This window comes from Maricaulis sp., from assembly GCF_039978735.1.
Lineage (GTDB): Bacteria > Pseudomonadota > Alphaproteobacteria > Caulobacterales > Maricaulaceae > Maricaulis.
On record NZ_JBDWAS010000014.1, the window covers coordinates 166,976 to 190,456 of the forward strand.

Consider the following 23,481-nt stretch of genomic DNA (forward strand, 5'->3'; position numbering starts at 1 on the left):
ATAAGCGGTTGCGGCGCACACCATGCCGAAGGGTCGGGCAGGTCTGCGGCGGCTCCGAAATCCCTGACCCTGCACCATGCAGGATCGACCGGAAGAACGGACCGCAACCAGGCGAAGCGCGGGCCTTACCCGAATTGAATGCACAGCGCAAGGCGCAAGCGCCCTTGCGCGCGGCCTCCCGCAGGAGGTATCGAGCGAACCCGAACAGATCGGCCATTTGAGAGTCGGGAAGGGAATACTCCATGAAATTTGCCTTTGTCTTCCCCGGTCAGGGCAGCCAGGCCGTCGGCATGGGCCAGGAACTGGCGGAGCGCTTTGCCAGCGCGAAGGCGGTGCTGGACGAAGTCGATGCGGCGCTGGGCCAGGACCTGTCGGGTCTGATGGCCAATGGTCCCATCGAAGAACTCACCCTCACCGAGAACGCCCAGCCGGCCCTGATGGCCGCCAGCCTGGCCGTGATGGCGGTGCTGAAGAGCGAGTTTGACGTAAACGTCAACGCCGCCGAATTCGTCGCCGGTCACAGTCTTGGCGAATATTCGGCCCTGGCGGCCGCCGGCGCGCTGTCGGTCAGCGATGCCGCAAAACTGCTCAAGCTGCGCGGTCAGGCCATGCAGAAGGCCGTGCCGGTGGGCGAGGGCACGATGGCGGCGCTTCTGGGCGCCGACGAGGATCTGGCAGCCCAGGCCGTTGCAGCGGGCGCCCAGGCGGGTGTCTGCGCGATCGCCAATGACAACGCGCCGGGCCAGATCGTGATCTCCGGTTCCGTCGCGGCCATCGATGCCGCCATCGCCAGGGCCGGCGAGCTGGGCCTGAAAAAGGCGATGAAACTGCCGGTCTCCGCGCCCTTCCATTGCCCGATGATGCAGCCGGCCGCCGACGCGATGGCCGAAGCGCTCGCCGCGGCGACGATCAAGGCGCCTGTCGTGCCGGTGGTCGCCAATGTCACTGCGCGTCCGACCGATGATGTCGAGACAATCCGCCGTCAGCTGGTCGAACAGGTGACCGGCCGCGTACGCTGGCGCGAAAGCGTGTTGTGGATGGTCGAGGAGGCGGGCGTCACTACGCTGGCCGAGGCCGGTTCGGGCAAGGTGCTCACCACCATGCTCAAGCGCACCACCAAGGACGCCAATGGCGTTGCCCTCAATTCCGCCGACGATCTGGAAGCCTTCGCGGCGGCTCTCAAGGAGAACGCATGATGTTCGATCTTACCGGCAAGACTGCCCTCGTGACCGGTGCCACCGGTGGTCTGGGCAATGCGATTGCCCGCAAGCTGCATGCCCAAGGCGCGACCGTCGCCCTGTCCGGCACGCGCGAAAACGTGCTGCAGGAGCTCGCCGGCGAGCTGGGCGAGCGCACCCATGTCCTGTCCTGCAACCTGTCCGACGCCGAAGCCGTCGACGCCCTGCCCAAGCAGGCCGCCGAGGCGATGGGCGCGCTGGACATCCTGGTTGCCAATGCCGGCATCACCAAGGACCAACTCCTCATGCGCATGAAGGATGAGGACTGGGACACGGTGATGCGCATCAATCTGGAAAGCTATTTCCGCCTGTCCCGTGCCGCCCTGCGCGGCATGATGAAGGCGCGTTGGGGCCGTATCATCGGCATCACCTCCGTCGTCGGCGTCACCGGCAATCCGGGCCAGACGAATTACTGCGCCTCCAAAGCCGGCATGATCGGCTTTTCCAAGTCGCTGGCCCAGGAAGTCGCAGCGCGCGGTGTGACGGTGAATTGTGTCGCGCCGGGCTTCATCGCCTCGCCGATGACCGATGCACTGACCGACGACCAGAAGGCGGCCATCCTGACGAAAATTCCTGCCGGCGATCTGGGTTCGGGCGACGACATTGCCGCCGCCGTGGTCTATCTCGCCAGTTCCGAAGCCCACTATGTCACCGGCCAGACCGTCCATGTGAATGGCGGCATGGCGATGATCTAGCGGCAATATCCGAGCCTGCGGACACGGTGTCACATTCTGGCGTCCCGTCATTATGTGTGCTACGTGCCCGCGCATCTTGGGGAGGGGCCTTGTAATTGGGCACTTCCCGTCTTCTCCTGCACCGCTATAGTCTCGCGGTGATTCATTATGAGGGTCTGAAATGTCTGACGTTCTCGAGCGCGTTAAGAAAATTGTTGTCGAACATCTCGATGTCGAGGCCGAAAAGGTCACGGAAAACGCGAGCTTCATCGACGACCTGGGCGCTGACAGCCTGGACAATGTCGAACTGGTGATGGCGTTCGAAGAAGAGTTCGACATCGAAATTCCGGATGATGCCGCCGAGCACATCCAGACGGTCGGCGATGCCGTGAAGTTCATCTCCGAGAAGGTGGGCTAACGACCCCTTCATGCGTCGCGTCGTTGTCACAGGCATCGGGCTCGTCACGCCGCTGGGCTGCGGGCGGGAAGTCGTTTGGGAACGTCTTCTCGCCGGTCAGTCGGGGCTGGGTCCGATCGAACATTTCGAAACGGATGATCTGGCCTGCCGGATCGCCGGACTTGTTCCACGCAGCGACGGACGCGGCGGCGGCCGCGAGGGCGATGCCGGGGTGTTCAATCCCGACGACGTCCTGAGCGCCCGCGACCGGCGCCGGGTCGACGATTTCATCCTCTACGGGATTGCCGCCGCCGACGAGGCGATTGCCGACAGCGGCTGGACACCCGGGACGGAAGACGAAAAGCAGCGCACCGGCGTCATGATCGGGTCGGGGATCGGCGGTCTGGAGACCACCTACCAGGCTTCGGTCGACCTTTATGAGAAGGGGCCGCGGCGCCTCTCTCCCTTCATCATTCCTGCCATGCTGATCAATCTGGTCTCCGGCCAGGTGTCGATCCGTCATGGCCTGAAAGGTCCGAACCACGCCGTGGTGACGGCCTGTTCGACCGGCGCCCACGCCATCGGCGATGCGGCCCGCCTGGTCGCGCGCGGCGATGCCGATGTGATGGTGGCCGGCGGTGCCGAAGCCGCCGTGTGCCGTCTGGGCATTGCCGGCTTCGTCGCCTGCAAGGCGCTCTCCACCGGTTTCAACGACACGCCGGAAAAGGCCTCGCGCCCCTATGACACCGGCCGCGACGGTTTCGTCATGGGCGAGGGCGCCGGCATTGTCGTGCTGGAAGACTATGAACACGCCAAGGCGCGCGGCGCGAAAATCTACGCCGAAGTGAAGGGCTATGGCCTGTCCGGCGACGCCTATCACATCACGGCGCCTGCCGAGGATGGCGATGGCGGTTTCCGCTCCATGTCCGCCGCGCTGAAGGATGCCGGGCTCGCGCCGGGCGATATCGACTATGTCAACGCGCACGGCACTTCGACGCCCCTGGGCGACGAGATCGAGCTGCGGGCCGTCGAGCGCCTGTTCGGTAACAGTGCCGACGGGCTGGTGATGTCATCGACCAAATCGGCGATCGGCCACCTTCTGGGCGCGGCCGGTGCGGTCGAATCGATCTTCTCGATCCTGGCGATCCGAGACGGGATCTGCCCGCCCACGCTGAACCTGGACAATCCATCGGTTCAGACCGCGATCAATCTGGCGCCCAAGGCCGCCGTGAAAAAGCCGGTCCGCGCCGCCCTGTCGAACTCTTTCGGATTCGGCGGGACCAACGCGTCCGTGGTATTCGTCGCCGCAGAGTGACGCCTGTCGGGGAAATGTGAATGAGCGAGACGCCTGCGCCGAAGTCCGGAAACGGGCTGGCGAAATTCTTTATCGGATTGCTGGTGGTTCTCGTCGTGCTGGCGCTCGGTGCGCTGGGTGCGCTCTATGGCGGCTATAAATGGCTCGAGGCCGAGTTCGCCGAACCGGGACCGGCCGCTGAAGAGACCGTTATTCTCCTGCCGCGCGGTGCCGGGCTGATCCGCATTGCCCAGCAGCTGGAAGACGAGGGTGTGATCACCGATCGCCGCATCTTCCGCGTCGCCGTCACCCTGGACGAGGGCGACCGGGCGCTGCGTGCGGGCGAGTACCGCATCCCTGCCGGCGCCTCCATGGCCCAGATCTACGAACTCCTGCGCTCCGGCCAGACCGTGCAGCACCCCGTGACCTTCGCGGAAGGGCTGACCAGCGCGATGATCGTGGCCGTGCTCAACGAGGTCGAGGTGCTGACCGGCGAGATCGCCGAGATTCCGGCTGAAGGCACGCTCCTGCCGGAGACCTATCTGGTCACCCGCGGCACATCGCGTCAGGAGGTCATCGACCGCATGGCGGCTGCCCAGACGGCGCTGCTCGATGAGCTGTGGCCGGCCCGCGCCGAAAACCTGCCCTTCGACACGCGCGAGGAAGCGATCATCCTGGCCTCGGTCGTCGAGAAGGAGACGGGTATCGCGTCCGAACGGCCCGAAGTGGCCTCCGTCTTCGTCAACCGGCTGAACCGCGGCATGCGGCTGGAGAGCGATCCGACCATCATCTACGGTATCTCGCATGGCGAGCCGCTGGGCCGCGGCCTGCGCCGGTCGGAAATCGACAACACCGAAAACGCCTGGAACACCTACCAGATCGCCGGCCTGCCGCCGACGCCGATCGCCAATCCGGGCCGCGAATCCCTGGCCGCCGTGCTCAACCCGGCCGAGACGAGTGCGCTCTTCTTCGTCGCCGACGGCACGGGCGGTCATGTCTTCGCCGACACCTATGCCCAGCATCTGCGCAATGTGGCGCAATGGCGCCGGATCGAGCGCGAACGCCGCTCGAACGGGGGGCGGTGATGGGCGTGCTCTCCGGCATGACGGGGTTTGCCCGCTGCGAGGGCGTGACGGGCGACTGGCGCTGGGCCTGGGAGGCGCGCAGCGTCAACGGCAAGGGGCTGGAGGCCCGTTTCCGTTTTCCGCCCGGCCATGACCGTCTGGAAGCCAAGGCGCGCGATCTCGCCAAGGCGCGCTTCACGCGCGGCAATGTGCAGGCGAGCCTGACCCTCAAGCGCGACGCGTCCGGTTCCGGACTGGATATCGACACCGCCCGGATCGACGCCCTGCTGGCGGCGGCGGCCCCCTATGTCGAGCGCGGCGTGATCGCCAGGCCGAGTTTCGAGGGGCTGGTGGCGCTCGCGGGCACGCTGGGCGGTCCGCAGGACCAGACCGCAGATCCGGCGCTGGACACGGCCCTGCTGGCGGGGCTGGCGGACGCACTCGACGCGCTTCAGGCGGCCCGCCACGATGAAGGGCGGACGCTCGAAACCGTGCTGAGCGGCCATATCGACACGATCGAACAGCTCACCCGTGAAGCCGCTGCGAGCGCCGCGGTGCGCATCGATACGATCCGCGACCGTCTGGCGGCCAAGTTTGCCGAGCTGATCGAAGGGGATCTGCCGGAGGACCGGCTGGCCCAGGAAGCCGCCGCGCTCGCCGTGAAGATGGATGTCCGTGAGGAGCTGGACCGGCTGGAGGCGCATATCGCCTCGGCCCGCGAACTTCTGGCCGCCGGTTCGCCGACCGGCCGCAAGCTGGACTTCCTGTCGCAGGAGTTTAATCGCGAAGCGAACACTCTATGCTCCAAGTCTTCCGATTCTTCACTCACGCAGATCGGCCTGGCGATCAAGAACGCCGTCGATCAGTTCAGGGAGCAGGTACAGAATGTCGAGTGACGGCCATTCCGGACCGATTTTCCGCGGCCGCCGCCGGGGTGTTCTTCTGGCGCTGTCCAGCCCGTCGGGGGCGGGCAAGACGACGCTGTCCAAGCGCCTGATCAGCCAGAATCCCGATGTCATTCTGTCCGTGTCGGCGACGACCCGCGATCCGCGCCCGGGCGAGGTCGACGGTCAGGACTACCACTTCATGTCCGTCGACGACTTCAAGGCGAAGGCGGCCGAGGGCGCGTTCTTCGAATGGGCAGAAGTGTTCGGCCGCTATTACGGCACGCCGAAAACACCGGTGATGGACGCCGTGGAAGAGGGCCGCGACGTGGTCTTCGACATCGACTGGCAGGGCGCCCGTGCGATCGCCGAACAGGCACCGGAAGACACGGTGCGTGTCTTCATCCTGCCGCCTTCGCTGGCACTGCTGGAAGAGCGCCTGCGCAAGCGCGGCCAGGACACGCCGGAGATCATCAAGGGCCGCATGGACCGCGCCAAGGACGAGATCTCGCACTGGCACGAATACGACTACATCATCGTCAATGACGACTTCGCCCGTGCGCTGGAAAAGCTCAGCCTGATCCTGCACGCCGAACGCCTCAAGCGCACCCGCCATCCCTGGCTCGACGATTTCGTCGACGCGATCATGGATGAAGAATAGGCGACAGGGCCTCAGCCCTTCGCGGCGCGCCAGGCCTCGGCCAGCCGCCGGAACCCGGCCACATCCACCGTTTCCGCCCGTGCGCCCGGATCGATGCCGGCTGCGATGAGCAGATCTTCCGCGCTGGCGTTCGTCTGCCCGGCGGCCTGTGCCAGGCTGCGGCGCAGCGTCTTGCGGCGCTGGCCGAAGGCCGAGGCGGTGACAATGCCCAGCGCCTCGACATCGGCGAAGCGCTTGTCGTCCGGCAGCGGATCCAGCACCACGACAGCGCTGTCGACCTTGGGCGGCGGGGTGAAGGCCCGTGCGGGCACTTTCAGCCCCATACGCACATCACAGCGCGCCTGGGAGATCACGGCGAGGCGGCCATAGGCCTTTGTGCCCGGCGCCGCGACGACGCGGTCGGCGACCTCGCGCTGGAACATCAGCACCGCGCGCGACCACCACACCGGCTCCGCTTCGAGCCATTTGATCAGCAACAGCGTGCCGACATTGTAGGGCAGGTTGGACAGGATGATCCGCGCGCCGTCGCGCGGCAGGCTGGCATCCTCGTCGACCTTGAGCGCATCGGCCTCGATGATGTCGAGACGCCCGCCACTGGCCGTGCCGATCTCGCCCAGCGCGCCCAGGAAGCGGCTGTCCTTCTCGATCACGGTCAGGGTTTTCGCCCCGGCTGCCAGGATGGCGCGGGTCAGTCCGCCGGGGCCGGGACCGATCTCGACGGCGTGGGCCGCCGACATGTCGCCGGCCAGGCTGGCAATCTTGCCGGTCAGATTGAGGTCGAGCAGGAAGTGCTGGCCGAACGCCTTGTTGGCGCCCAGCCCGTGGGCGGCGATGACGTCGCGCAGCGGGGGCAGGGCGTCGAGGTTCATCGGCGGTGCTCCGCAATCTCTGCGGCCTGTCGGATCGCCGCGATCAGGCTGTCGGGACGTGCCACGCCCTGTCCGGCAATCGCGAAGGCGGTGCCGTGATCCGGCGAGGTCCGCACGATCGGCAGGCCCAGCGTGATGTTCACCCCGCCATGGAAGTCCAGCGTCTTCACCGGGATCAGGCCCTGATCGTGATAAAGGCAGACCGCGGCATCATATTGTGCGCGGGCCTCGGCGTGGAACATTGTGTCGGGCGGCAGGGCGTCGGTGATGTCGATCCCCTCGGCGCGCAGGGCGGCGGCGGCCGGATTGACGATCTCGATCTCCTCGCGGCCCAGGGCACCGCCTTCGCCCGCATGCGGGTTCAGGCCGGCCAGAGCCAGCCGCGGCGCGGCAATCCCGAAATCGCGGATGAGCGCATGATGGGTCAGGCGGGCAATCCCGGCGATCCGCTCGGGCGTCAGCGCCGCAATTGCGTCACGCAGGGAGAGATGGATCGTCGCCAGCACCACGCGCAGCCCGCCGCCGGACAGCATCATGGCGGGGCCGCGCGGGCCCTCGACGGGAGCCTCGGCGGTCAGTTCGGCGAGATATTCGGTGTGACCGGGAAAGCTGAAGCCGGCCTCGTAGAGCACGGCCTTGGATATCGGCGCGGTGACAAGGGCTGCAGCCTTGCTGTCGCGGCACAGGGCGACACCGGTCTCGATCGCGGACGTGATCGCGCGCGCATGGGCCGCATCGGGCTGGCCGGGCGTGACGGGTGCGGAACAGGTGTGCGGCGTGGGGAAAACGGCGAGACGGTCGCCGGGAAGCTGAGCGTCCGGAGCGTCGACAATGGCCGGCCCCGGAAGGCCGAGCCGGGCAGCGGTACTGGCGAAAACGCCCGGGTCGCCGAGGGCGAGCAGCGGAATGGATGTTCCCAGCTCTGCCCGGGCTTTCAGGATGATCTCGGGGCCGATCCCGGCCGGATCACCCATCGAAACGACGATGGGTGAGCGCGCTGTCATCACTCGCGGATCTCGATGGTCGCGTCGCGGCGCAGATCGCGCAGCCAGCGGCGCGCGAGCAGGGAGAGTTGCTGGCCACGCAGCTGCGATTCGACATCGTCGCGGCTGGGCACGCCGGGGCCGGTGATCGAGCGGTCACAGACGATCAGTGCGGTAAGGCCGGCGGGCGTATCGATCACCCCGGTGTTCTCGCCGGCATCAAGCGGTTCCAGCGCCTGGCGGATTTCGTCGCGCATGGCGTCGGCGCCGATGCTGCCGAGGGGCGTGTGGATGGCACCGTCGATACGCTCGGCGATTGCCTCGCTGGCCTCGCACTGCGGATTGTCCTGCAGCGCCCGCTCAAGGCGGCTGCGCGTATCGTCCGCTGCTGCGCTCTGGGGCACGGTGATCTGCACGAGATCATATTGCACTGAGGTCGTGCCGTCGCGCACGGAGACCAGTGCAATGACCATGAAGCCACCCGGGACCTGGACCGGATTTGACAGGGCACCACGGCCGCCGGACTGCTCGAACTGCCGTTGCATTTGCGGCATGATGGCGGCGACTTCCGGCTGCAATTCGGACAGCGCGACCCAGCCGATCTCTCCGTTGGCGGCGGCCGAGCTCGCATCGGAAAACTGCCGGGCCAGTTCCGGGAAGGACGCGCCTTGCTGCAGCAGGTTCATCACATTGATGACCCGTTGCAGGGTTTCCTGTTCCTGACCGGGACGGCGCACCTCGAAAAACATCTCGTAGATGTAGTATTGCGGCTGCGAGGCGCTGGCGACGAGCCGTTCGAGTGCCAGTTCGATCTGCTGTTCGGAAATCCGGATGCGTGAGCCATAGCGGCCATTGACCAGGATCTGCCAGGCGATTTCCGCCTCGATCTGGCTGCGCAGGGTCGACGGATCGATACCGGAATTCTGCAGATCGGCCAGGATCTCGTCGAGTGTTGTATTGTTCCGGGCCGCCAGATCCAGAAGCGAATTGTTGATTTCCTCGTCTTCGATCTCGATCTCGTATTGCCGGGCGGCCTGCATCTGCAGGTGTTCGTCAACGAGGCCGCGCAGGGCATCGTCCTGGATCCGGGCCAGCGTCTGTTCGTCGATCTGGGGAATGCGGGAGCTCGAAATGATCAGGCGCATCCGGTTGCGCACATCGACCGTGGTGATCGGCTCGTCATTGACGAGCGCGGCGACGCCCTCCGTCGTCGACTGGGCATGTGCGCCACCGGCAAGCACCATGGCGGGCAACACCGTCAGGGCGGCAAACAGGGCGAAGACGAAGTTCTTGGCGGTCATAAGCAATCGCATTTCGGTTCGGCGCGGAACATTACTCAAACTCGGCAGGGGCGCAATCACGGGACACCGTTACTGGTCGGGATCCAGACTGCCCAGGGTGAAGAGGGTAATCCGGAACTGGATCGATTCCGAGGGGCCCAGGCTCTGGATTCCCAGATCCTCGCGTTGATAGACAATCTCGAACTGGGTGCACTCGTCACGATACATGAAGCCGGTCTCCTGGCGGCGCGACAGATCGAGGTCGATGTCGCGGGTCACACGCGCCACCGCACTCCAGCGGTCGGTCATGCGCACGAGCACATCGGCACGCAGTTCACGCTGCGGTCCTCGAATGGCGGCGTCATCGCTGGTATCCAGATAACCCAGCATGGCCCTGAACCGGTCGCCGCGGTAGAATACCGCCGCCTGCAGCGTGTTGACGTCGTAGTCTTCGGTGTCGAGGCGGGTCTGGATCTCGGCCGAGAACTGGGCGATGTCGATCTCGCCGGCGACGACATAATCGGAGCTTTCCTCGAACAGCCCGCTGGTCGGGCCGAAGGCGGCGTCGCCGTCGAAACGCTCGCTGCGGCCGGCGAAGGCGCGGAAACGGCCCGTTTCACCCCAGAAAGCCGTGGCGCGCAGGCCGTAATTGGCGCGCGTACCTTCTTCCCAGATGTCGTAGCCCGATGCCCGGACCGGCTCGAACAGCATGCTCTCGTCCAGATCGGTCGACAGCGTATCCTCATTGAGAATTCGGTTCCGCTCCGGGTCATCAGTCGCCGCCACAAGCGACAGGACCGGTTCGATCACCCAGTCGACCTGTTCGCCGGGGCGATAGAAGGGCCAGCTGAATTCTGTACCCACCAGGCCCAGCGCACGCGTGAAACTGTCGGTGTCGTCCTGGCCTGCCTGCACAGGCAGGTCGGCGAGATTGTAATAGTCCACACGGCCCAGCGCGAAGGGCTCGACCACCACGCCGCCGGGGGCGATCCAGCGCGTGCGCCAGTCGGCCGTCGCGCTGGCGCGGGTATAGTCTGAACCCAATTCGCGGGTCAGGTGCGTCGCATTGCCATTGAGCGAGACACGGCCCCAGCCATCTGGCGCATCGACGATCTGCGTCACATCGATCTGCGGCGCCAGATGAGGCAGGGTGTCGTCGTTTACAACGGTCTGCAGCGACTGATAGGTCGCCGCCAGTACCGATCCATAGCGGTGCCGGGTCCGGTTTTCCACAAAGAGCTGGCTGACCAGCTGGCGGTTCACCGCCTCGATCGGCTGGCCGAGATCCTTGGCGCGTTCGGAAAAATCATAGCGGCGCAGGTGAAGATCGTCGGAGGCACGCTGGATGCCGAAACCCCAGCGCCAGTCCTCATTGATCTCGAAACGGCCGCCGCCGAACACATGCCAGCGCCACTCCTCTTCGCCAAAGCGTTCGCCGTCACTGTCGATTTCCGCTTCGCGCGTCACGCTGGCTTCGAACTCGGTAAAGCCCGACCAGAAGCGCTTGCGATACTCGGTGTAGAGAAGCGGATTCACATTGGTCATCACGCGCGGGGCGATGACGATGTCCTGCGACGGGGACAGCGACCAGTAATAGGGCTGCTGGTAGACGAAACCGAGGCGCGAAGAGACGCCGATCTTGGGAAAGAGGAAGCCCGAGCGCCGCTCCGACGACGGGTCCGCATGGGCAAAGACCGGGGCGTAGAGCACCGGCACGCCAAGGATCTCCAGCCGCGCATCGCGGTAATAGATCATCTGCTCTTCGGCATTCTGGTGCACTTGGCGGGCCCGCAGACGCCAGGTCGGATTGCCTTCGCCGTTCTCGCACAGCTCGCACGCCGTGTAGTAGGCGTCGCGCAGCGTCATCGACGCATTCTCGTCGCGGATCGCCGAGGCGGCCGCGACGCGGCCATTGCGTTCCAGCCTGGATGCAAAGCCCAGCGCGATACCCGAGGACAGGGCCGAATCGAGCTCGACCTCGTCGGCGTATTGCGGGTAGGGGCCCTGGCCGATGATCACGACATGACCGCGGGCGATCACGCGATTGCTTTCGGGGTGGTATTCCAGCTCGTCCGCCATCAGCGTGCGGTCCTGCTGGCGTACGCGCACATTGCCGCGCGCGACATAGCCGCCCTCGGCGAGATCGTCGATCCGGTCGGCTTCCAGGTAGATGGGCGGGTCCGACGGTTCCGGCGTCTGCGCCAGCGCCTGGGCAGGAGCCGCCATCGCCAGCGCCGTCGTGCTCAACAAAACTGCCGCGAGGCGGCGAACCTGTGACGCCATGCGCGTCATCCCCTTGATCTGTCCCGAACCCCGGCCGAACGGATCGAACCTGACTAGCCGAACCCGTCGCCCGCGTCCATGCCGTCAGCCGTCTTCGGTCGACGCAATATAGGTCAGCGCCATCAGCGCGGTGATTGCCGGTGCCGCCCAGGCGGCCGTCAGCGGCGGCAGGGCGCCCGTCGCCCCGAAGGAGCTGAGGACTTCCTGGAAAAAGAACATCACGAAACCGGCCAGCCCGCCGACCAGTGCAAAGGCCGCGGCACCGCCCAGCCTGTGCAGGCGCAGCGTTGCGGCGGCGGCGATCAGTGTGGCCGCCAGCAGTGTCAGGGGCAGGGCCAGCAGGCCGTGCCAGCGCAGCTCGTAGCGCGCGGTCGCCAGACCGGCATCGCGGGCCGTGGCAATCAGGCCCGGAAGATCCCAGAAGGACACGCCCTGCGGCGAGCGTGCCCGCTCGAACAGCGCCTGGCGGTTGATCTGGGTGGGCAGGGTGATCATGCCGAGTTCCAGCGCGCTTTCATTGGGGAGGCGCTCGATCGCGTCTGAGACCTCCCAGAAGCCGTCCATCAGCTGCGCCGTGGCGCCGTCTATGCGGCGTTCCAGGCTGGGCACGCCGTCATTGCTCAGCGAGAAGTGATAGAAGGTCGGGCGCCGGACTTCCTGGCGGTTCTCTTCCAGTGCCATGGCGGAGATCACCGTGAAGCCGTCGGCCGTGGTCTCGCGCAGCCAGACTGGCTCTTCCACGCCCGGTGTCTGGCGCACATTCATCAGGGCGTCGCGGCGGCGCTGGAATTCGGCATTGCCGGCGGCGGCCAGCGGGTTGAGCGCCGTGGCGCCGATCACGCCGGCCACGACGGCAAACAGCATCGGCGCCGTCAGGATCCGCCAGGCCGACATGCCCGAGGCGCGCATCACGATCAGTTCGGAGCGGCGGTTCAGGCGGAAGAGCGAGGTCAGGATGCCGAACAGGAAGATGAAGGGCAGGGTGGTTTCCAGCAGCAGCGGCGTCTTCAGGAGGGTCAGACCCAGAAGGTCGAGCGTCGACACATCGACCCGCGTGCCGATGGCGCGGGACTGTTCGACGAAATCGACCAGCACGATCACCGTGGTGATGGTCAGCAGCGCCAGACCCAGCCCGCTCAGCGTCTGGGTCAGCATGTAGCGATTGAGACGGCCGCCGGTCATGCGGTCACCTCCGGTCCGGCGAGCGGGGCGGTTTCGGCTGGCGGGTATTTGGGCCGGCGGCGGGCGGGCCAGTAGATCACGGCCAACGCACCGGCAATGCCCGCCAGCGGAATGATGTACTGCATGGCATTCATGGCGCTGTCGTCGGCACTGGCCGACTGCACGCCGAAGCCGACCAGGCGCATCGTCATGCCGGCTGCCACAGCGATCATCACGCGGCGCGAATGGCCCATGCGCGAATGATCGCCGGCCAGGAAGGCGGCCGCGGCGATCAGCGCGAAGGCGATATTGTAGAGCGGTGCCGACAGGCGGTAATGCGCTTCCGCCCAGGCCCGTTCGGGACCGCCGGTACGGGCGATCGTGCCGGCATCGGGCCAGATCAGCTCGTGCAGGAAGCGGTCGCTTTCCTTGAAGAACATGGCGTCGACCGGGCCGATGAACTCGCCCAGATCGAACTCGGTGCGGTCGAAGGAGCCGTAGAACAGCTCGCCGGCCTCGTCGATCTGCTGGCGATTGCCGTCGATCAGCACCATCACCGAGCGGTCGTCGGTGCGCACCACCACGCCTTCGCGCGCGGTCAGCGTCGACTGTTCCTCGCCGCGCGTATCGTCGATCAGGATGTCCTGCATGCGGCCGGACCGGTCGCGGTCGCGGGCATAGATGGTCACACCATCGCCCAGCTGGGTGAAGGCGCCGGGCGTGATCAGGCTGGCGGCGACATCCGAACGCAGCTCGTGCAGCGAGCGGCGCATCTCGCGATAGGAAACCGGCTGGACGAAGAGGTTGATGGCGAGGTTGGCGATCATCACATAGACCGCCAGGCGCAGCACCGGCGTGATCATGCCGAACCGGCCGAGACCCGAGGCCTGCGTCACCACCAGCTCGCTGTCGCCGGACAGCCGGCTCAGCGTCGACAGCACGGCGACGAACAGTGCGAGCGGTACCAGGAGGGCGGTCAGATGCGGCAGCGCCAGCAGCGTGATCTTGATGAAGGTCAGTGCAGTTTCCGAATAGCCGGAGACCAGATCGACATTCGACAGCGACTGCGTGAGCAGTGCCAGTGCAGCGAAGGCCCCGACCGCGGTCAGGAAGGGCCAGAGCAATTGCTTGAAGAAATACCGCTGAACGAGAATCATGATCCGGCTTGTGCTGCGCGATCCGCCTTCTATCTCACGTCGTGATCGGATACCACTTCCGCGACATATGTTTTTGCGCCCGGCTGACATGTCCGGGCCTTCGCCACACCGGAGAGGGAAGCCATGAAAATCGAATTCGCCGCTGCCGCCAGCACGTCCGGAGCGATCGCCGTGCCGGTCTATGAGGGCGCGAGCCTGTCGGCTGCGGCCGAGACGCTGGACGGGGCGACCTCGGGCGCCGTGAAGCGGGCCGTGGCGGCTTCGCGCTTCTCCGGCAAGCCGGGCCAGACGCTCGAAATCGTGGCGCCGTCGGGGGTCGAGAACAGCCGCATCGTGCTGTTCGGCCTGGGCGAGAAGGACAAGCGCTCGGCCTCGACGCTGGAAAAGGCCGGTGCGGCCGTCGCCAAGCTGCTGCTGACCAGCGGCGAGACCAATGTCGCCGTCGCGCTCAATGGCGAGACCGATGCGGAGGGCGCGGCCCGCGCTGCGCTGGGTGCCCGTCTGGCCGCCTATCGCTACGACCAGTTCCGCACCAAGCTGAAGGACGACCAGAAGCCCTCGCTGGAAACCGTCTCCATCGTCGTCGACGACACGTCTGCGGCGGACAAGGAATGGGCGAGCTGGGGCGCTGTGGCCGACGGGGTCGACCTGGCGCGCGACGTCACCAACCTGCCGCCGAACGTGCTGAACCCGGAAACCTACGCCAAGAAGATCGAGGGCCTGGCCGAGTTCGGCCTCGAGATCGAGATCCTCGACGAGGTCCACATGACCGAGCTGGGCATGGGCGCGCTTCTGGGTGTCGGCCAGGGGTCGGAGTTCGAGAGCAAGATCGCCATCATGAAGTGGAATGGCGGCAAGGAGGGCGATGCCCCGCTGCTCTTCGTCGGCAAGGGCCTGACCTTTGACAGTGGCGGTATCTCGCTGAAGCCGGGTGCCGGCATGGACGAGATGCGCGGCGATATGGGCGGTTCGGCCGCCGTGGTCGGCCTGATGCGCGCCCTGGCCGGCCGCAAGGCCAACGTCAATGCCATCGGCATTGTCGGCCTGGTCGAGAACATGCCCGACGGCAATGCCCAGCGCCCGGGCGACATCGTCACCTCCATGTCCGGCCAGACGATCGAGATCCTCAATACCGACGCGGAAGGCCGTCTCGTGCTGGCCGATGTGCTCTGGTATTCCCAGGACCGGTTCAAGCCGAAGCTGATCATCGACCTGGCGACGCTGACCGGCGCCATGCTGATCGCGCTGGGCAATACCCGCGCCGGCATTTTCACCAATTCCGACGAGATCGCCGATCACCTGTCCAAGGCGGGCAATGACAGCGACGAGCCGGTGTGGCGGATGCCGCTGGGCCCGGACTATGAAAAGCACATCGAGACCAAGAATGCCGACATCAGGAATGTCGGCGAGGGCCGCCTGGCCGGCTCGATCTCGGCCGCGGAATTCCTCAAATGCTTCGTCAATGAGCGCCCGTGGTGCCATATCGACATTGCCGGCACGGCGATGGGCGGCATGAGCCCGAAGGACGATCCGCGCCAGCCGAGCTGGGGCACCGGCTGGGGCGTGCGCATCCTCGACCGCTTCGTGCGCGACAATCACGAGGGCTAGGCCCGGCTTTCATGTCATCCCGGATGGATGCCCGGCCTTGTGCCGGGCGGAAGTCCGGGACCTATACGCCCGCACTTTGACCAGCTGACGCCGGCAGCGGAGCCACGCTTTCCCACGTCCGGCGGTTATGGGTCCCGGCCCTGCGGCCCGCCTGTGCGGGCCAGAAGCTTGTGCCCGCGTAGGCGGGGGGCCGGGATGACACCGGCATTGTTATACTGTCCACTGGACCCCGGGTTCAGATGCAGGAGAGGGCGATGAGCGGCGAACTCTGGTTCTACCATCTGGAACGTTCCGCCCTGGAAGACGTTCTTCCCGAACTGCTGGAAAAGACCCTGGCGCGGGGCTGGCGGGCGCTGGTGCGTTCGCCGGACGCGCGGCGTCTGGAAGCCCTGGACCAGTGGCTGTGGAGCTGGCGCGATGACAGTTTCACGCCGCATGGCCAGGCGGGGGCGGGGCAGGAGGCACGACAGCCCGTCCTGCTGGCCGAGGACGAAGCCAATCCCAACGGCGCCCAGTGCCTTTTCCTGCTCGACGGAGCCGAACCGGAAAATCCGGACGGGTTCGAACGCATGATTGTCATGTTCGACGGGCATGACGAGGCCTCGGTCCAGGATGCCCGCGCGCTCTGGAAGAAGGCGGCCGCCGACGGACGCACCGTGTCCTACTGGCGCCAGTCTCCCGAGGGCAGATGGGAGAAAAAGGCATGAAACATATCGTCCTCGCCGCGCTCGCCGCCCTGGCCGTTACCGCCTGTTCCAGCGGGGGCAGCGGGATGGGGCCGTCCGGCCCGGCCCTGCCGCCGCCGGATATGGATGGGGACATGGACGGCGATATCGCCGCGCCGGACACCAGCCCCTGCGGTGCCACGCAGATGGGCTATCTCGTCGGCCAGCAGGTCGAGGAGGTCGATCTGGCCAGCCTGTCCGGCAATGTCCGGCTGATTTATCCCGACACCGCCGTGACCGAAGACTACCGTCCGGCGCGGCTCAACCTTGACCTGACCGAATCGGGCGTCATTCTACGCCCCTGGTGTGGCTGACCCGGTCGAGTAGCGTGCGATGAAAACCCGTCTTTCCCTGCTGATTGCCTGTTTCCTGGCGGGCTGTGCCCTGACAACGCGCGGCGGTGAAACACCGGCGCCTGCACCCTATCCCGAGATCGCCGGCAACCCGTCCGCAGACACAGGCAATGCCGCGCCGGCCCTGCCGCCGCTGGAAGATGCCGGCGATGTCGACGCCAATCCCGTGCGCCCGCCGATCACCGGCGATTGCGGCATGGAAGACCTGCAGCACTTTGTCGGCGAGCCGCGGGTCAATGTCCCGCGCAACGCGATGCCGGAAAACTACCGCGTCGTCGGCCCGGACACGCCGGTGACGATGGACTACCGCCCCGACCGGCTGACCATCCGCGTCAACGAGAACGACATCGTGGAAAGCATGGCCTGCGGCTGATCCGGGCCGGCTTTGAACCCGTAAGCAGCGGCGCTATGATCCCCTTGGCCAGGACCGGGGGGATATCATGGCTTTGCTTCACACACTGATTGCGTCGGCAGCCCTGATGGGCGCACAGGCCGACGACACGCCGATCACCGGGCGCACCGAGGAAGTCGAGATCCGCTACAGCCGCCAGGACGGCCAGAATCGCTGGCAGGCGGACGAGCTGGGCGGCACCTGGTCGGGCATGGGCTCCTATCGCAACCTGTTCGGCGTCTCCGAACGCCGCCGCACCCGCGCCGACCTCACCGTGACCGGCGGCAGTTTCGGCGAGGTGCCGCTGGAGATTTCCTGTTCCGGCGGGGAGAGCGAGCTGCGCCTGGCCTGGATCACCTTCGACAGGCAGGACCTCGTCTATTCGTGCACCTTCACCCGCAATGGCGAAGCGCTGGACAGCCGTTTCGAGCTGGCGCTGCAACGGCGCGGTCTGATGGGGTTGGGGCGCAATGAGCGCGCCGGCGAATTCCATCACAACGGCACCACGCTGACCTTCGAGACCCAGCGCCTGTCCGGCGTGGCCTTCCCGTCCGGCCGCGTGCCCGGCTATGTCATCCGGCATGACGGTGTGGATGTCGGCGGCATGGATTACGGCGTGATGCAGTCGCGCATGTATCTGCCCGGCGAAGACGACACGCTGCGCGAACCGGTCACGCTCGCCGCCATCGTGCTCGCCCTCTTCTTCGACCCGGCCAACATGCCGGACTAGGACGCGCTCCGGCTCTTACGGATGAAACAGGTGGTGCACCCGGCTGGCCTGCCAGTTGGCGATGGGCAGGGTGAGGGCGGCGAGTTCGTGGGCGATGTCGCGGGCGGTTTCCAGCGCATCGTCGCGCGTGATCTCGACATCGTCGAATTCCGGCGGCTCATGACTGTCCGGATCGGCCGGGGCCAGCGCATCGACATGCATCACTTCGGGCGCATGGGTGGGCACTTCCTGACGGAAATCGCCGCCGCGCGGATGCGTGCGGGCGCGCATCTTGCGCACCCGGGCCAGCGAGATCGGGGCCGCAACCGGCGGATCGATCTTCATGCCGCACCTCCCGCCCGGCACACGCCGCCCCGTCCGCTCACGCAGACCGGTTCACCGTTCACAGGGCTCGACAGGCAGTCGGCAGGCATGGTTTCAGGCACCTCGGCTGATTTCGGGTAATATTGTATAAATCGACTCTTAAGGATCGATTAACCGGATAGGCGTTTGGCGCAACAAGGGGTTAGCGCCGCTTCGCCGGATCAGTTGATCTGGAATTGCCGCCGCAAGGCCAGCAGCCACAGGAAAATCAACGCCGACGAGACGAGGCCGTGCAGCAGCATGACCAGGGTCACAAGCCCCCGGAAGACCGGGGCGGTGTCGCCGAGATAGGCGAAGGGCTCGCCCCGGCCCAGCAGCAAGCGGAAAGGGCCCAGCATGCCGCGGAAGGCGGCTTCCAGCGTATTGCTTGCAATCGGGTGCATAGTCGGCCCGCACTCCAAGCCGAAGCATACATCGGACAGCTGAGCGTTCCCGGCGAGTGCGAATGCGCATGTGAGGAAGCCCAGTGTCACTGCCACCAAGGGGAAGCTTGCGAGCAGTGTCACCAGCGGCCGCAGGATGGAGCCGCCATAACCGCTGAAGAAGCGATACGCCTGCGAGGCCGTCAGTTCCGCGCGAACCGACCAGGCCTTGAGCCAACTGCGCAATCCCGTGATTCCAGCTTTCAATTCTTCAAGCCGGTGGCGTACTCGCCTTTCCCGCGCGGCGAGTTCATGGCTGAAAAACTCCTGCTCCCGCTTGCGGTCGCCATCGGCTGCCATGGCTTCCTTGAGTGCCCGGCAGCCAGCCTCCAGCGCCGCATAGCGCGCATCCGCGCCGGAGCGCTCGGCGTCGTGATCAGCATGTTCTGGATCACGCGCGCTATCACGGGCAATCGCCGCTTCGGCGTCGGCGAGCGCCTGATCGAACTGGTCGCGTTCGGGATGGTGACTGTCGAGCAGCAGACCCTTGTCCAGCCGGATGCCGTGAAAGGCGGAAAAGGGCAGGCGCTCGACCCCTTTCAGATCCAGCGGCTCGAAAAACCGCGCGCCCTCAAAGGCGCTGTTCCGATCCTCGGCCTTCTCCGGAAACCGGACGTACGAAAAATCCGCCAAGCCTTTGAAATAGGCGCCGCGCAGGTTCAGCCGTCCGCGAAATTGGGCGCCGGGTTGCGGCTTCCTGGCGCGTGGTTGATCCGACCGACCAAATTCGCAGGATCGGAGAAAATGGGCGCCCCTGAAACTCGCCTCGTGCGAGAAGAATGCACCTAAGAAAATTGCGTTTCCACCAGAGAATTCCGCGTCGGAGAAGTCGGTATCCCCGCCGGAGAACTCTGCATTGATAAAGCTGGCGATTTTGCCGGAGAATTGCGCGTCGAAGAAGTTGGCATCTCCGCCGGAGAATTGCGCTTCGACGAAGTTGGCATCTCCGCCGGAGAATTTCGCGTCGACGAAATTGGCGTCTCCGCCGGAAAATTCCGCGCCGTAGAAGTCAGCGTCTCCGCCGGAGAATTGTGCGCTGGAGAAGTTGGCATTTCCGCCGGAGAATTCCGCGCAATAGAAGTCGGCGTTTCCGCCGGAGAATTGCGCATCGGAGAAGTCGGCATCTCCGCCGGAGAATTCCGCGCTGTAGAAGCTGGCGTCTCCGCCGGAGAATTTCGCGTTGATGAAACTTGCCGTTTCGCCGGAGAATTGCGCGTCAGAGGAGTTGGCATCTCTGCCGGAGAACTGCGTGTTGGAGAAGTCGGCGCGTCCGCCGGGGAATTCCGCGTCAACGAAGCTGGCGTCTCCGCCGGAGAATTGCGCGCCTGCGAAGTAAGTGTCTCCACCTAAGAATTGAGTGCCTGCGAAGTCGGCGTTTCCGCCGGAGAATCGCGCTCTGGAAAAGCTGGCCTGCGAGCAGAATAGTGCTCTGGAAAAGTCAGCCAGCGATCCAAACTCAAGGCCTTCGGCGTTTGCTCTTACCAAGAAAGCCGAAAACGCAGCGGCGAGGTGCAGGGACGGGTCTTTCTCCGGGGCAGGCGGACGGGGGAAAGCGCGCAGGATGGCGCCTGTTACTTGCGCGCGCAGGTCGGGTGCGGCGCAATTTTCGCCGCCGATGGCTTTGTCGGTCGGACCGCTCTTGGACAGGAGGCGGGATATTTCGGTTTCCAGCTCGGCCCACGCGCCGGCATCTAGTTCGGCCTTGAAGGTTGCGGTGCCATCTTCATAGGCTTGGGGCAGGTGCAGAATATGAAAGTCGGGTTGACGTGGTCTGATGATCAATAGTCCGGCTCTGAACAGATACTCATCCGGCCGCAGCCATTTCGTATCCGGATCCCAGCGGAAGTAATCCTGCAGCGTGGCGGGCCTGGATCCGTCAGGCGCCGATTGCGTCTCCACACACTGACCGTTGGACGACACGGACCAGCCAATCCAGCGTTTTCCCGCCAACCCCTCCCAGCTGAAATCATGCGCCCACCAGCGCTTCCACCACGCCGCTTCGCGCGCCGCCTTCTCCGCTTCCTTATCCCCTGTCCCCGTCATGCGCTGCCCTGCGATCCTGAGCTGTGAGGGCTCGAGGTTCGCGTGGTTCACGGGGCGGGTCAATCGGACGTTGAGTGGGGCTTCGCCCGCGAGCGCTACTCCGCCTGTGCCGTCTCCAGCGCTTCGGCGGCTTCCAGCCAGTTGAGTTCGGCGGCGTCGAGGAGGTCGACGGCCCTGGCCCGCTTGATCTGGAGGTCGGTGGCGGTCTTGGGGTCTTTTTCGTAGAGGCCGGGGGCGGCGAGGCCCTTGTCGATGATCTCGATGACGCCGCGCAGGCGTTCGGCTTCCTTTTCCCAGCGGGCGGCTGCGGTCTTCAGCGGTTTCAGCGTCTCGCGCAGCGAGGCCTTGTCGCGGCGGCGCTGCGACTTCTCGTCGGCGGGCGCAGGCTTCTTGCCCCGGGCGTCGCGAGCGACGCGGCCCAGCAGGGACTGGCGATAGGTCTCGATATCGTCGTCATAGGGCGTCACCGTGCCGTCGCCGACCACCCAGAGCCGGTCGACACAGCTTTCGATGATGTGGCGGTCGTGGGTGATCAGCACCACGGCGCCCTCATAGGCATTGATGGCGTTGATCAGCTCGGCGCGGCTGTCCATGTCCAGGTGGTTGGTCGGCTCGTCGAGGATGAGCAGGTGCGGGCCGCCGAACGTGATCAGGTTGAACAGGAGGCGCGCCTTCTCGCCGCCGGAGAGGTTTTTCGCCGGCGTTTCCTGGCGGTCGCCGGGCAGGCCGAACCGGGCCAGGCGCGCGCGGCGCTGGGCCTCGGTGGCGTCCTCCATCAGCTCGATCACGTGCTGATAGGCCGACATGTCCGGCGACAGATCGTCGATCTGGTGCTGGGCGAAGAAGGCGATCTCCAGCTTCTTGTGCTTCCTGAGATGGCCCGAGAGCGGGTCCAGCCGGTCATTGAGCAGTTTGGCCAGGGTCGACTTGCCCGCGCCATTGCGGCCGAGAATGCCGATCCGGTCCTCGGTGTCGATATTCAGGCTGATATCGCGCAGCACCGGCTTGCCCGGCTCATAGCCCACCGACACGTCGAGCATGCGCACGATGGGCGGCGCCATGCGGCGCTGCGGATTGGGGAAGTCGAACGGGGCGACCGGGTCTTCCACCTGGGTGGCGACGACCTGCATCTTTTCCAGCCGCTTCACCCGCGACTGGGCCTGTTTCGCCTTCGAGGCCTTGGCCTTGAACCGGTCGACAAAGCTTTGCAGGTGGCGGCGCTCGGCCTCCTGCTTTTCCACCAGCTTCATCTGCAGGCGCTGTTTCTCGGCCAGCGCCTTTTCGAAATCGTCATAGCCGCCTTCATAGACGGACAGCTTGCCCTGTTTGAGATGGGCGATCTTCTGCATCGCGCCGTTCAACAGGTCGCGGTCGTGCGAGATCACCAGGGCGGCGCCGGGGAAGGTTTTCAGATAGCTCTGCAGCCACATCACGCCTTCCAGGTCGAGATAATTGGTCGGCTCGTCGAGCAGGAGGAGGTCGGGGCGGGCGAACAGGGTGGCTGCCAGCGCGACGCGCATGCGCCAGCCGCCGGAGAATTCGCGGCAGGGGCGCTGCTGTTCCTCGCCGGTAAAGCCCAGACCCGACAGGATCGAGCCGGCGCGGGCCTCGGCCGTGTGCGACTCGATATCGGCCAGCCGCGTCTGGATCTCGGCGATCCGGTCGGGATCCGTTGCCGTTTCCGCTTCGGCGAGCAGGGCGGCGCGCTCGCTATCGGCGGCCAGCACTACATCCATCAGCGTTTCCTCGCCGCCGGGCGCTTCCTGGGCGACCGAGCCGACGCGCACGCCTTTTTGCACACGCACATCGCCGCTCTCCGCAACGGCTTCGCCGCGGATCAGCCGGAACAGGGTCGACTTGCCGGTGCCGTTCCGCCCCACCAGACCCATCTTGGCCTTGGCCGGCAGAAAGAGCGTCGCCTGGTCGAACAGCATCCGGCCTTCGATGCGGTAGGTGAGGTCATTGATGTGCAACATGGGAAGGCCGTTAGCGCGGAGCGGCGAGCCGATCAATCCGGAAAGGCTGATGGGTGGGGCTGTTGGTCCGCAGGCTTTCATATATCAAAATACACGTATAAATAGTATTATCGAAAAAGCTCTCATATGGTGTATTGAGTAATGGTAACTTATGCGGTACCAATATGAGCGTCGGGAACGGTCGACAACTGGTCGTCTACGAAGACTCCGCGGGGGCGTGCCCGTTCCAGCACTGGTTTGACTCGTTGAAGCCCGATGCTGCTGCGAAGGTGACGACGGCCCTGGTACGGTTGGCCCGCGGCCTGGGTGACCTTGAGCCGGTCGGCAGCGGAGTCACCGAGCTGCGCATACACTGGCAAGCGGGCTACAGGGTCTATATGGGGTTCGACGGGCCGGAAATTGTCATCCTGCTGTGTGGCGGCACCAAGCGTCGCCAGAAGGCGGATATCGAGCGCGCGAAGCGGCTATGGGCTGACTACAGGGCCCGCAAGCAGCGGGCGGGCCTATGAATACGCGGAGCAGTTCAATGCCACTCACCCGGGATTTCAGGATGATGGTGAAAGCGCGGGTCCAGAGCGATCCGGCTTTTCGAAGGGCGATGTATCGCGAAGCGCTGGAGGCGATGCTGGCTGGCGATGCAGCGACCGGGAAAGCGTTGCTGCGCGACTACGTCAACGCGACCGTAGGGTTTGAAAGGCTTGAAACCCTGACCGGCACACCGCGCAAAAGCCTGATGCGGATGCTCAGCCCGTCCGGCAATCCGGGGCTCAACAGCCTGCTTGGCGTGCTGCGGGCGCTCAACGAGGCTGATGACGTGACACCGCAAGTGCGCGTGGCCTGACGGCGCCCTGCCGCGCGGCTTGTGGCGGGGGGCAAGCGCCGCTATAAGCCGCGCGAATCCCAGAGGCCGGTTTGCCCGGACAGT

23 protein-coding genes are annotated in these 23,481 nt (G+C 65.6%); 14 read left to right on the forward strand and 9 right to left on the reverse strand.

The window, feature by feature from the left end:
- Positions 1-242: 242 nt before the first annotated feature.
- The 7 genes from fabD to gmk all read left to right on the forward strand — a co-directional run bounded on the left by fabD (position 243) and on the right by gmk (position 6,212).
- A complete protein-coding gene (fabD, locus tag ABJO18_RS04490) occupies positions 243-1,196 on the forward strand; it encodes an ACP S-malonyltransferase (protein ID WP_348507690.1) in 954 nt (317 codons plus the stop codon).
- The gene (fabG, locus tag ABJO18_RS04495; RefSeq protein ID WP_348507699.1) at positions 1,196-1,933 is read left to right on the forward strand and encodes a 3-oxoacyl-[acyl-carrier-protein] reductase; all 738 of its coding nucleotides are present in this window, start codon (positions 1,196-1,198) and stop codon (positions 1,931-1,933) included. Before fabD ends, fabG begins: the two co-directional genes overlap by 1 nt.
- Positions 1,934-2,093: 160 nt before the next feature.
- A complete protein-coding gene (locus ABJO18_RS04500) occupies positions 2,094-2,330 on the forward strand; it encodes an acyl carrier protein (protein WP_271187710.1) in 237 nt (78 codons plus the stop codon).
- A gap of 10 nt (positions 2,331-2,340) precedes the next feature.
- Positions 2,341-3,624: a beta-ketoacyl-ACP synthase II gene (fabF, locus tag ABJO18_RS04505; protein WP_348507689.1), complete on the forward strand. Its 1,284-nt coding sequence runs from the start codon at positions 2,341-2,343 to the stop codon at positions 3,622-3,624.
- 20 nt (positions 3,625-3,644) lie between these two features.
- Positions 3,645-4,688 (forward strand): endolytic transglycosylase MltG, encoded by a 1,044-nt coding sequence (mltG, locus tag ABJO18_RS04510; RefSeq protein ID WP_348507688.1) that lies wholly within the window; start codon positions 3,645-3,647, stop codon positions 4,686-4,688.
- Positions 4,688-5,563, forward strand: coding sequence for a YicC/YloC family endoribonuclease (locus tag ABJO18_RS04515; RefSeq protein ID WP_348515748.1), 876 nt, complete (start codon positions 4,688-4,690; stop codon positions 5,561-5,563). The genes mltG and ABJO18_RS04515 overlap by 1 nt, the downstream gene beginning before the upstream one ends.
- Positions 5,553-6,212: a guanylate kinase gene (gmk, locus tag ABJO18_RS04520; protein WP_348508194.1), complete on the forward strand. Its 660-nt coding sequence runs from the start codon at positions 5,553-5,555 to the stop codon at positions 6,210-6,212. The genes ABJO18_RS04515 and gmk overlap by 11 nt, the downstream gene beginning before the upstream one ends.
- Positions 6,213-6,223: 11 nt before the next feature.
- On the opposite strand, the gene rsmA is transcribed toward gmk, so the two are convergent.
- The 6 genes from rsmA to lptF form a co-directional block, all read right to left on the reverse strand.
- Entirely contained in the window at positions 6,224-7,081 is an 858-nt protein-coding gene (gene rsmA / locus ABJO18_RS04525) for a 16S rRNA (adenine(1518)-N(6)/adenine(1519)-N(6))-dimethyltransferase RsmA (RefSeq protein ID WP_348508193.1), read from the reverse strand.
- Complete coding sequence (gene pdxA, locus ABJO18_RS04530) at positions 7,078-8,085, reverse strand: 4-hydroxythreonine-4-phosphate dehydrogenase PdxA (RefSeq protein WP_348508192.1); 1,008 nt, start codon at positions 8,083-8,085, stop codon at positions 7,078-7,080. The genes rsmA and pdxA overlap by 4 nt, the downstream gene beginning before the upstream one ends.
- Positions 8,085-9,365, reverse strand: a complete 1,281-nt coding sequence (locus ABJO18_RS04535; protein WP_348508191.1) for a peptidylprolyl isomerase — start codon at positions 9,363-9,365, stop codon at positions 8,085-8,087. Before ABJO18_RS04535 ends, pdxA begins: the two co-directional genes overlap by 1 nt.
- A 69-nt stretch (positions 9,366-9,434) precedes the next feature.
- Entirely contained in the window at positions 9,435-11,627 is a 2,193-nt protein-coding gene (lptD, locus tag ABJO18_RS04540; protein WP_348508190.1) for an LPS assembly protein LptD, read from the reverse strand.
- A gap of 84 nt (positions 11,628-11,711) precedes the next feature.
- Complete coding sequence (locus tag ABJO18_RS04545; RefSeq protein ID WP_348508189.1) at positions 11,712-12,809, reverse strand: LptF/LptG family permease; 1,098 nt, start codon at positions 12,807-12,809, stop codon at positions 11,712-11,714.
- On the reverse strand, positions 12,806-13,945 hold the full coding sequence (gene lptF, locus ABJO18_RS04550; protein ID WP_348508188.1) for an LPS export ABC transporter permease LptF: 1,140 nt from the start codon (positions 13,943-13,945) through the stop codon (positions 12,806-12,808). Before lptF ends, ABJO18_RS04545 begins: the two co-directional genes overlap by 4 nt.
- Before the next feature lie 123 nt (positions 13,946-14,068).
- Here lptF and ABJO18_RS04555 point away from each other — a divergent pair, with 123 nt between their 5' ends.
- From ABJO18_RS04555 to ABJO18_RS04575, 5 genes are all read left to right on the forward strand, one after another.
- Entirely contained in the window at positions 14,069-15,553 is a 1,485-nt protein-coding gene (locus ABJO18_RS04555; RefSeq protein WP_348508187.1) for a leucyl aminopeptidase, read from the forward strand.
- Between the two features lie 254 nt (positions 15,554-15,807).
- On the forward strand, positions 15,808-16,260 hold the full coding sequence (locus ABJO18_RS04560; protein WP_348508186.1) for a DNA polymerase III subunit chi: 453 nt from the start codon (positions 15,808-15,810) through the stop codon (positions 16,258-16,260).
- Positions 16,257-16,592 carry an I78 family peptidase inhibitor gene (locus ABJO18_RS04565; protein ID WP_348508185.1) on the forward strand — a complete coding sequence of 112 codons (336 nt, stop codon included), beginning with the start codon at positions 16,257-16,259 and terminating at the stop codon, positions 16,590-16,592. The genes ABJO18_RS04560 and ABJO18_RS04565 overlap by 4 nt, the downstream gene beginning before the upstream one ends.
- Before the next feature lie 19 nt (positions 16,593-16,611).
- Positions 16,612-17,004: an I78 family peptidase inhibitor gene (locus ABJO18_RS04570; RefSeq protein WP_348508184.1), complete on the forward strand. Its 393-nt coding sequence runs from the start codon at positions 16,612-16,614 to the stop codon at positions 17,002-17,004.
- A 67-nt stretch (positions 17,005-17,071) separates the two neighbouring features.
- Positions 17,072-17,752 (forward strand): hypothetical protein, encoded by a 681-nt coding sequence (locus ABJO18_RS04575; protein ID WP_348508183.1) that lies wholly within the window; start codon positions 17,072-17,074, stop codon positions 17,750-17,752.
- Positions 17,753-17,767: 15 nt separating this feature from the next.
- Here the strand turns inward: ABJO18_RS04575 and ABJO18_RS04580 are convergent, their stop codons facing one another.
- The 3 genes from ABJO18_RS04580 to ABJO18_RS04590 form a co-directional block, all read right to left on the reverse strand.
- Entirely contained in the window at positions 17,768-18,076 is a 309-nt protein-coding gene (locus tag ABJO18_RS04580; protein WP_348508182.1) for a hypothetical protein, read from the reverse strand.
- Between the two features lie 200 nt (positions 18,077-18,276).
- On the reverse strand, positions 18,277-20,580 hold the full coding sequence (locus ABJO18_RS04585) for a pentapeptide repeat-containing protein (protein WP_348508181.1): 2,304 nt from the start codon (positions 20,578-20,580) through the stop codon (positions 18,277-18,279).
- A 95-nt stretch (positions 20,581-20,675) separates the two neighbouring features.
- Complete coding sequence (locus ABJO18_RS04590) at positions 20,676-22,556, reverse strand: ABC-F family ATP-binding cassette domain-containing protein (RefSeq protein ID WP_348508180.1); 1,881 nt, start codon at positions 22,554-22,556, stop codon at positions 20,676-20,678.
- A 164-nt stretch (positions 22,557-22,720) separates the two neighbouring features.
- On the opposite strand from ABJO18_RS04590, the gene ABJO18_RS04595 reads away from it, so the two are divergent.
- Both ABJO18_RS04595 and ABJO18_RS04600 read left to right on the forward strand, forming a co-directional pair.
- The gene (locus ABJO18_RS04595) at positions 22,721-23,065 is read left to right on the forward strand and encodes a type II toxin-antitoxin system RelE/ParE family toxin (protein WP_348508179.1); all 345 of its coding nucleotides are present in this window, start codon (positions 22,721-22,723) and stop codon (positions 23,063-23,065) included.
- A 17-nt stretch (positions 23,066-23,082) separates the two neighbouring features.
- Positions 23,083-23,397 (forward strand): transcriptional regulator, encoded by a 315-nt coding sequence (locus ABJO18_RS04600; RefSeq protein WP_348508178.1) that lies wholly within the window; start codon positions 23,083-23,085, stop codon positions 23,395-23,397.
- Positions 23,398-23,481 lie beyond the last annotated feature (84 nt).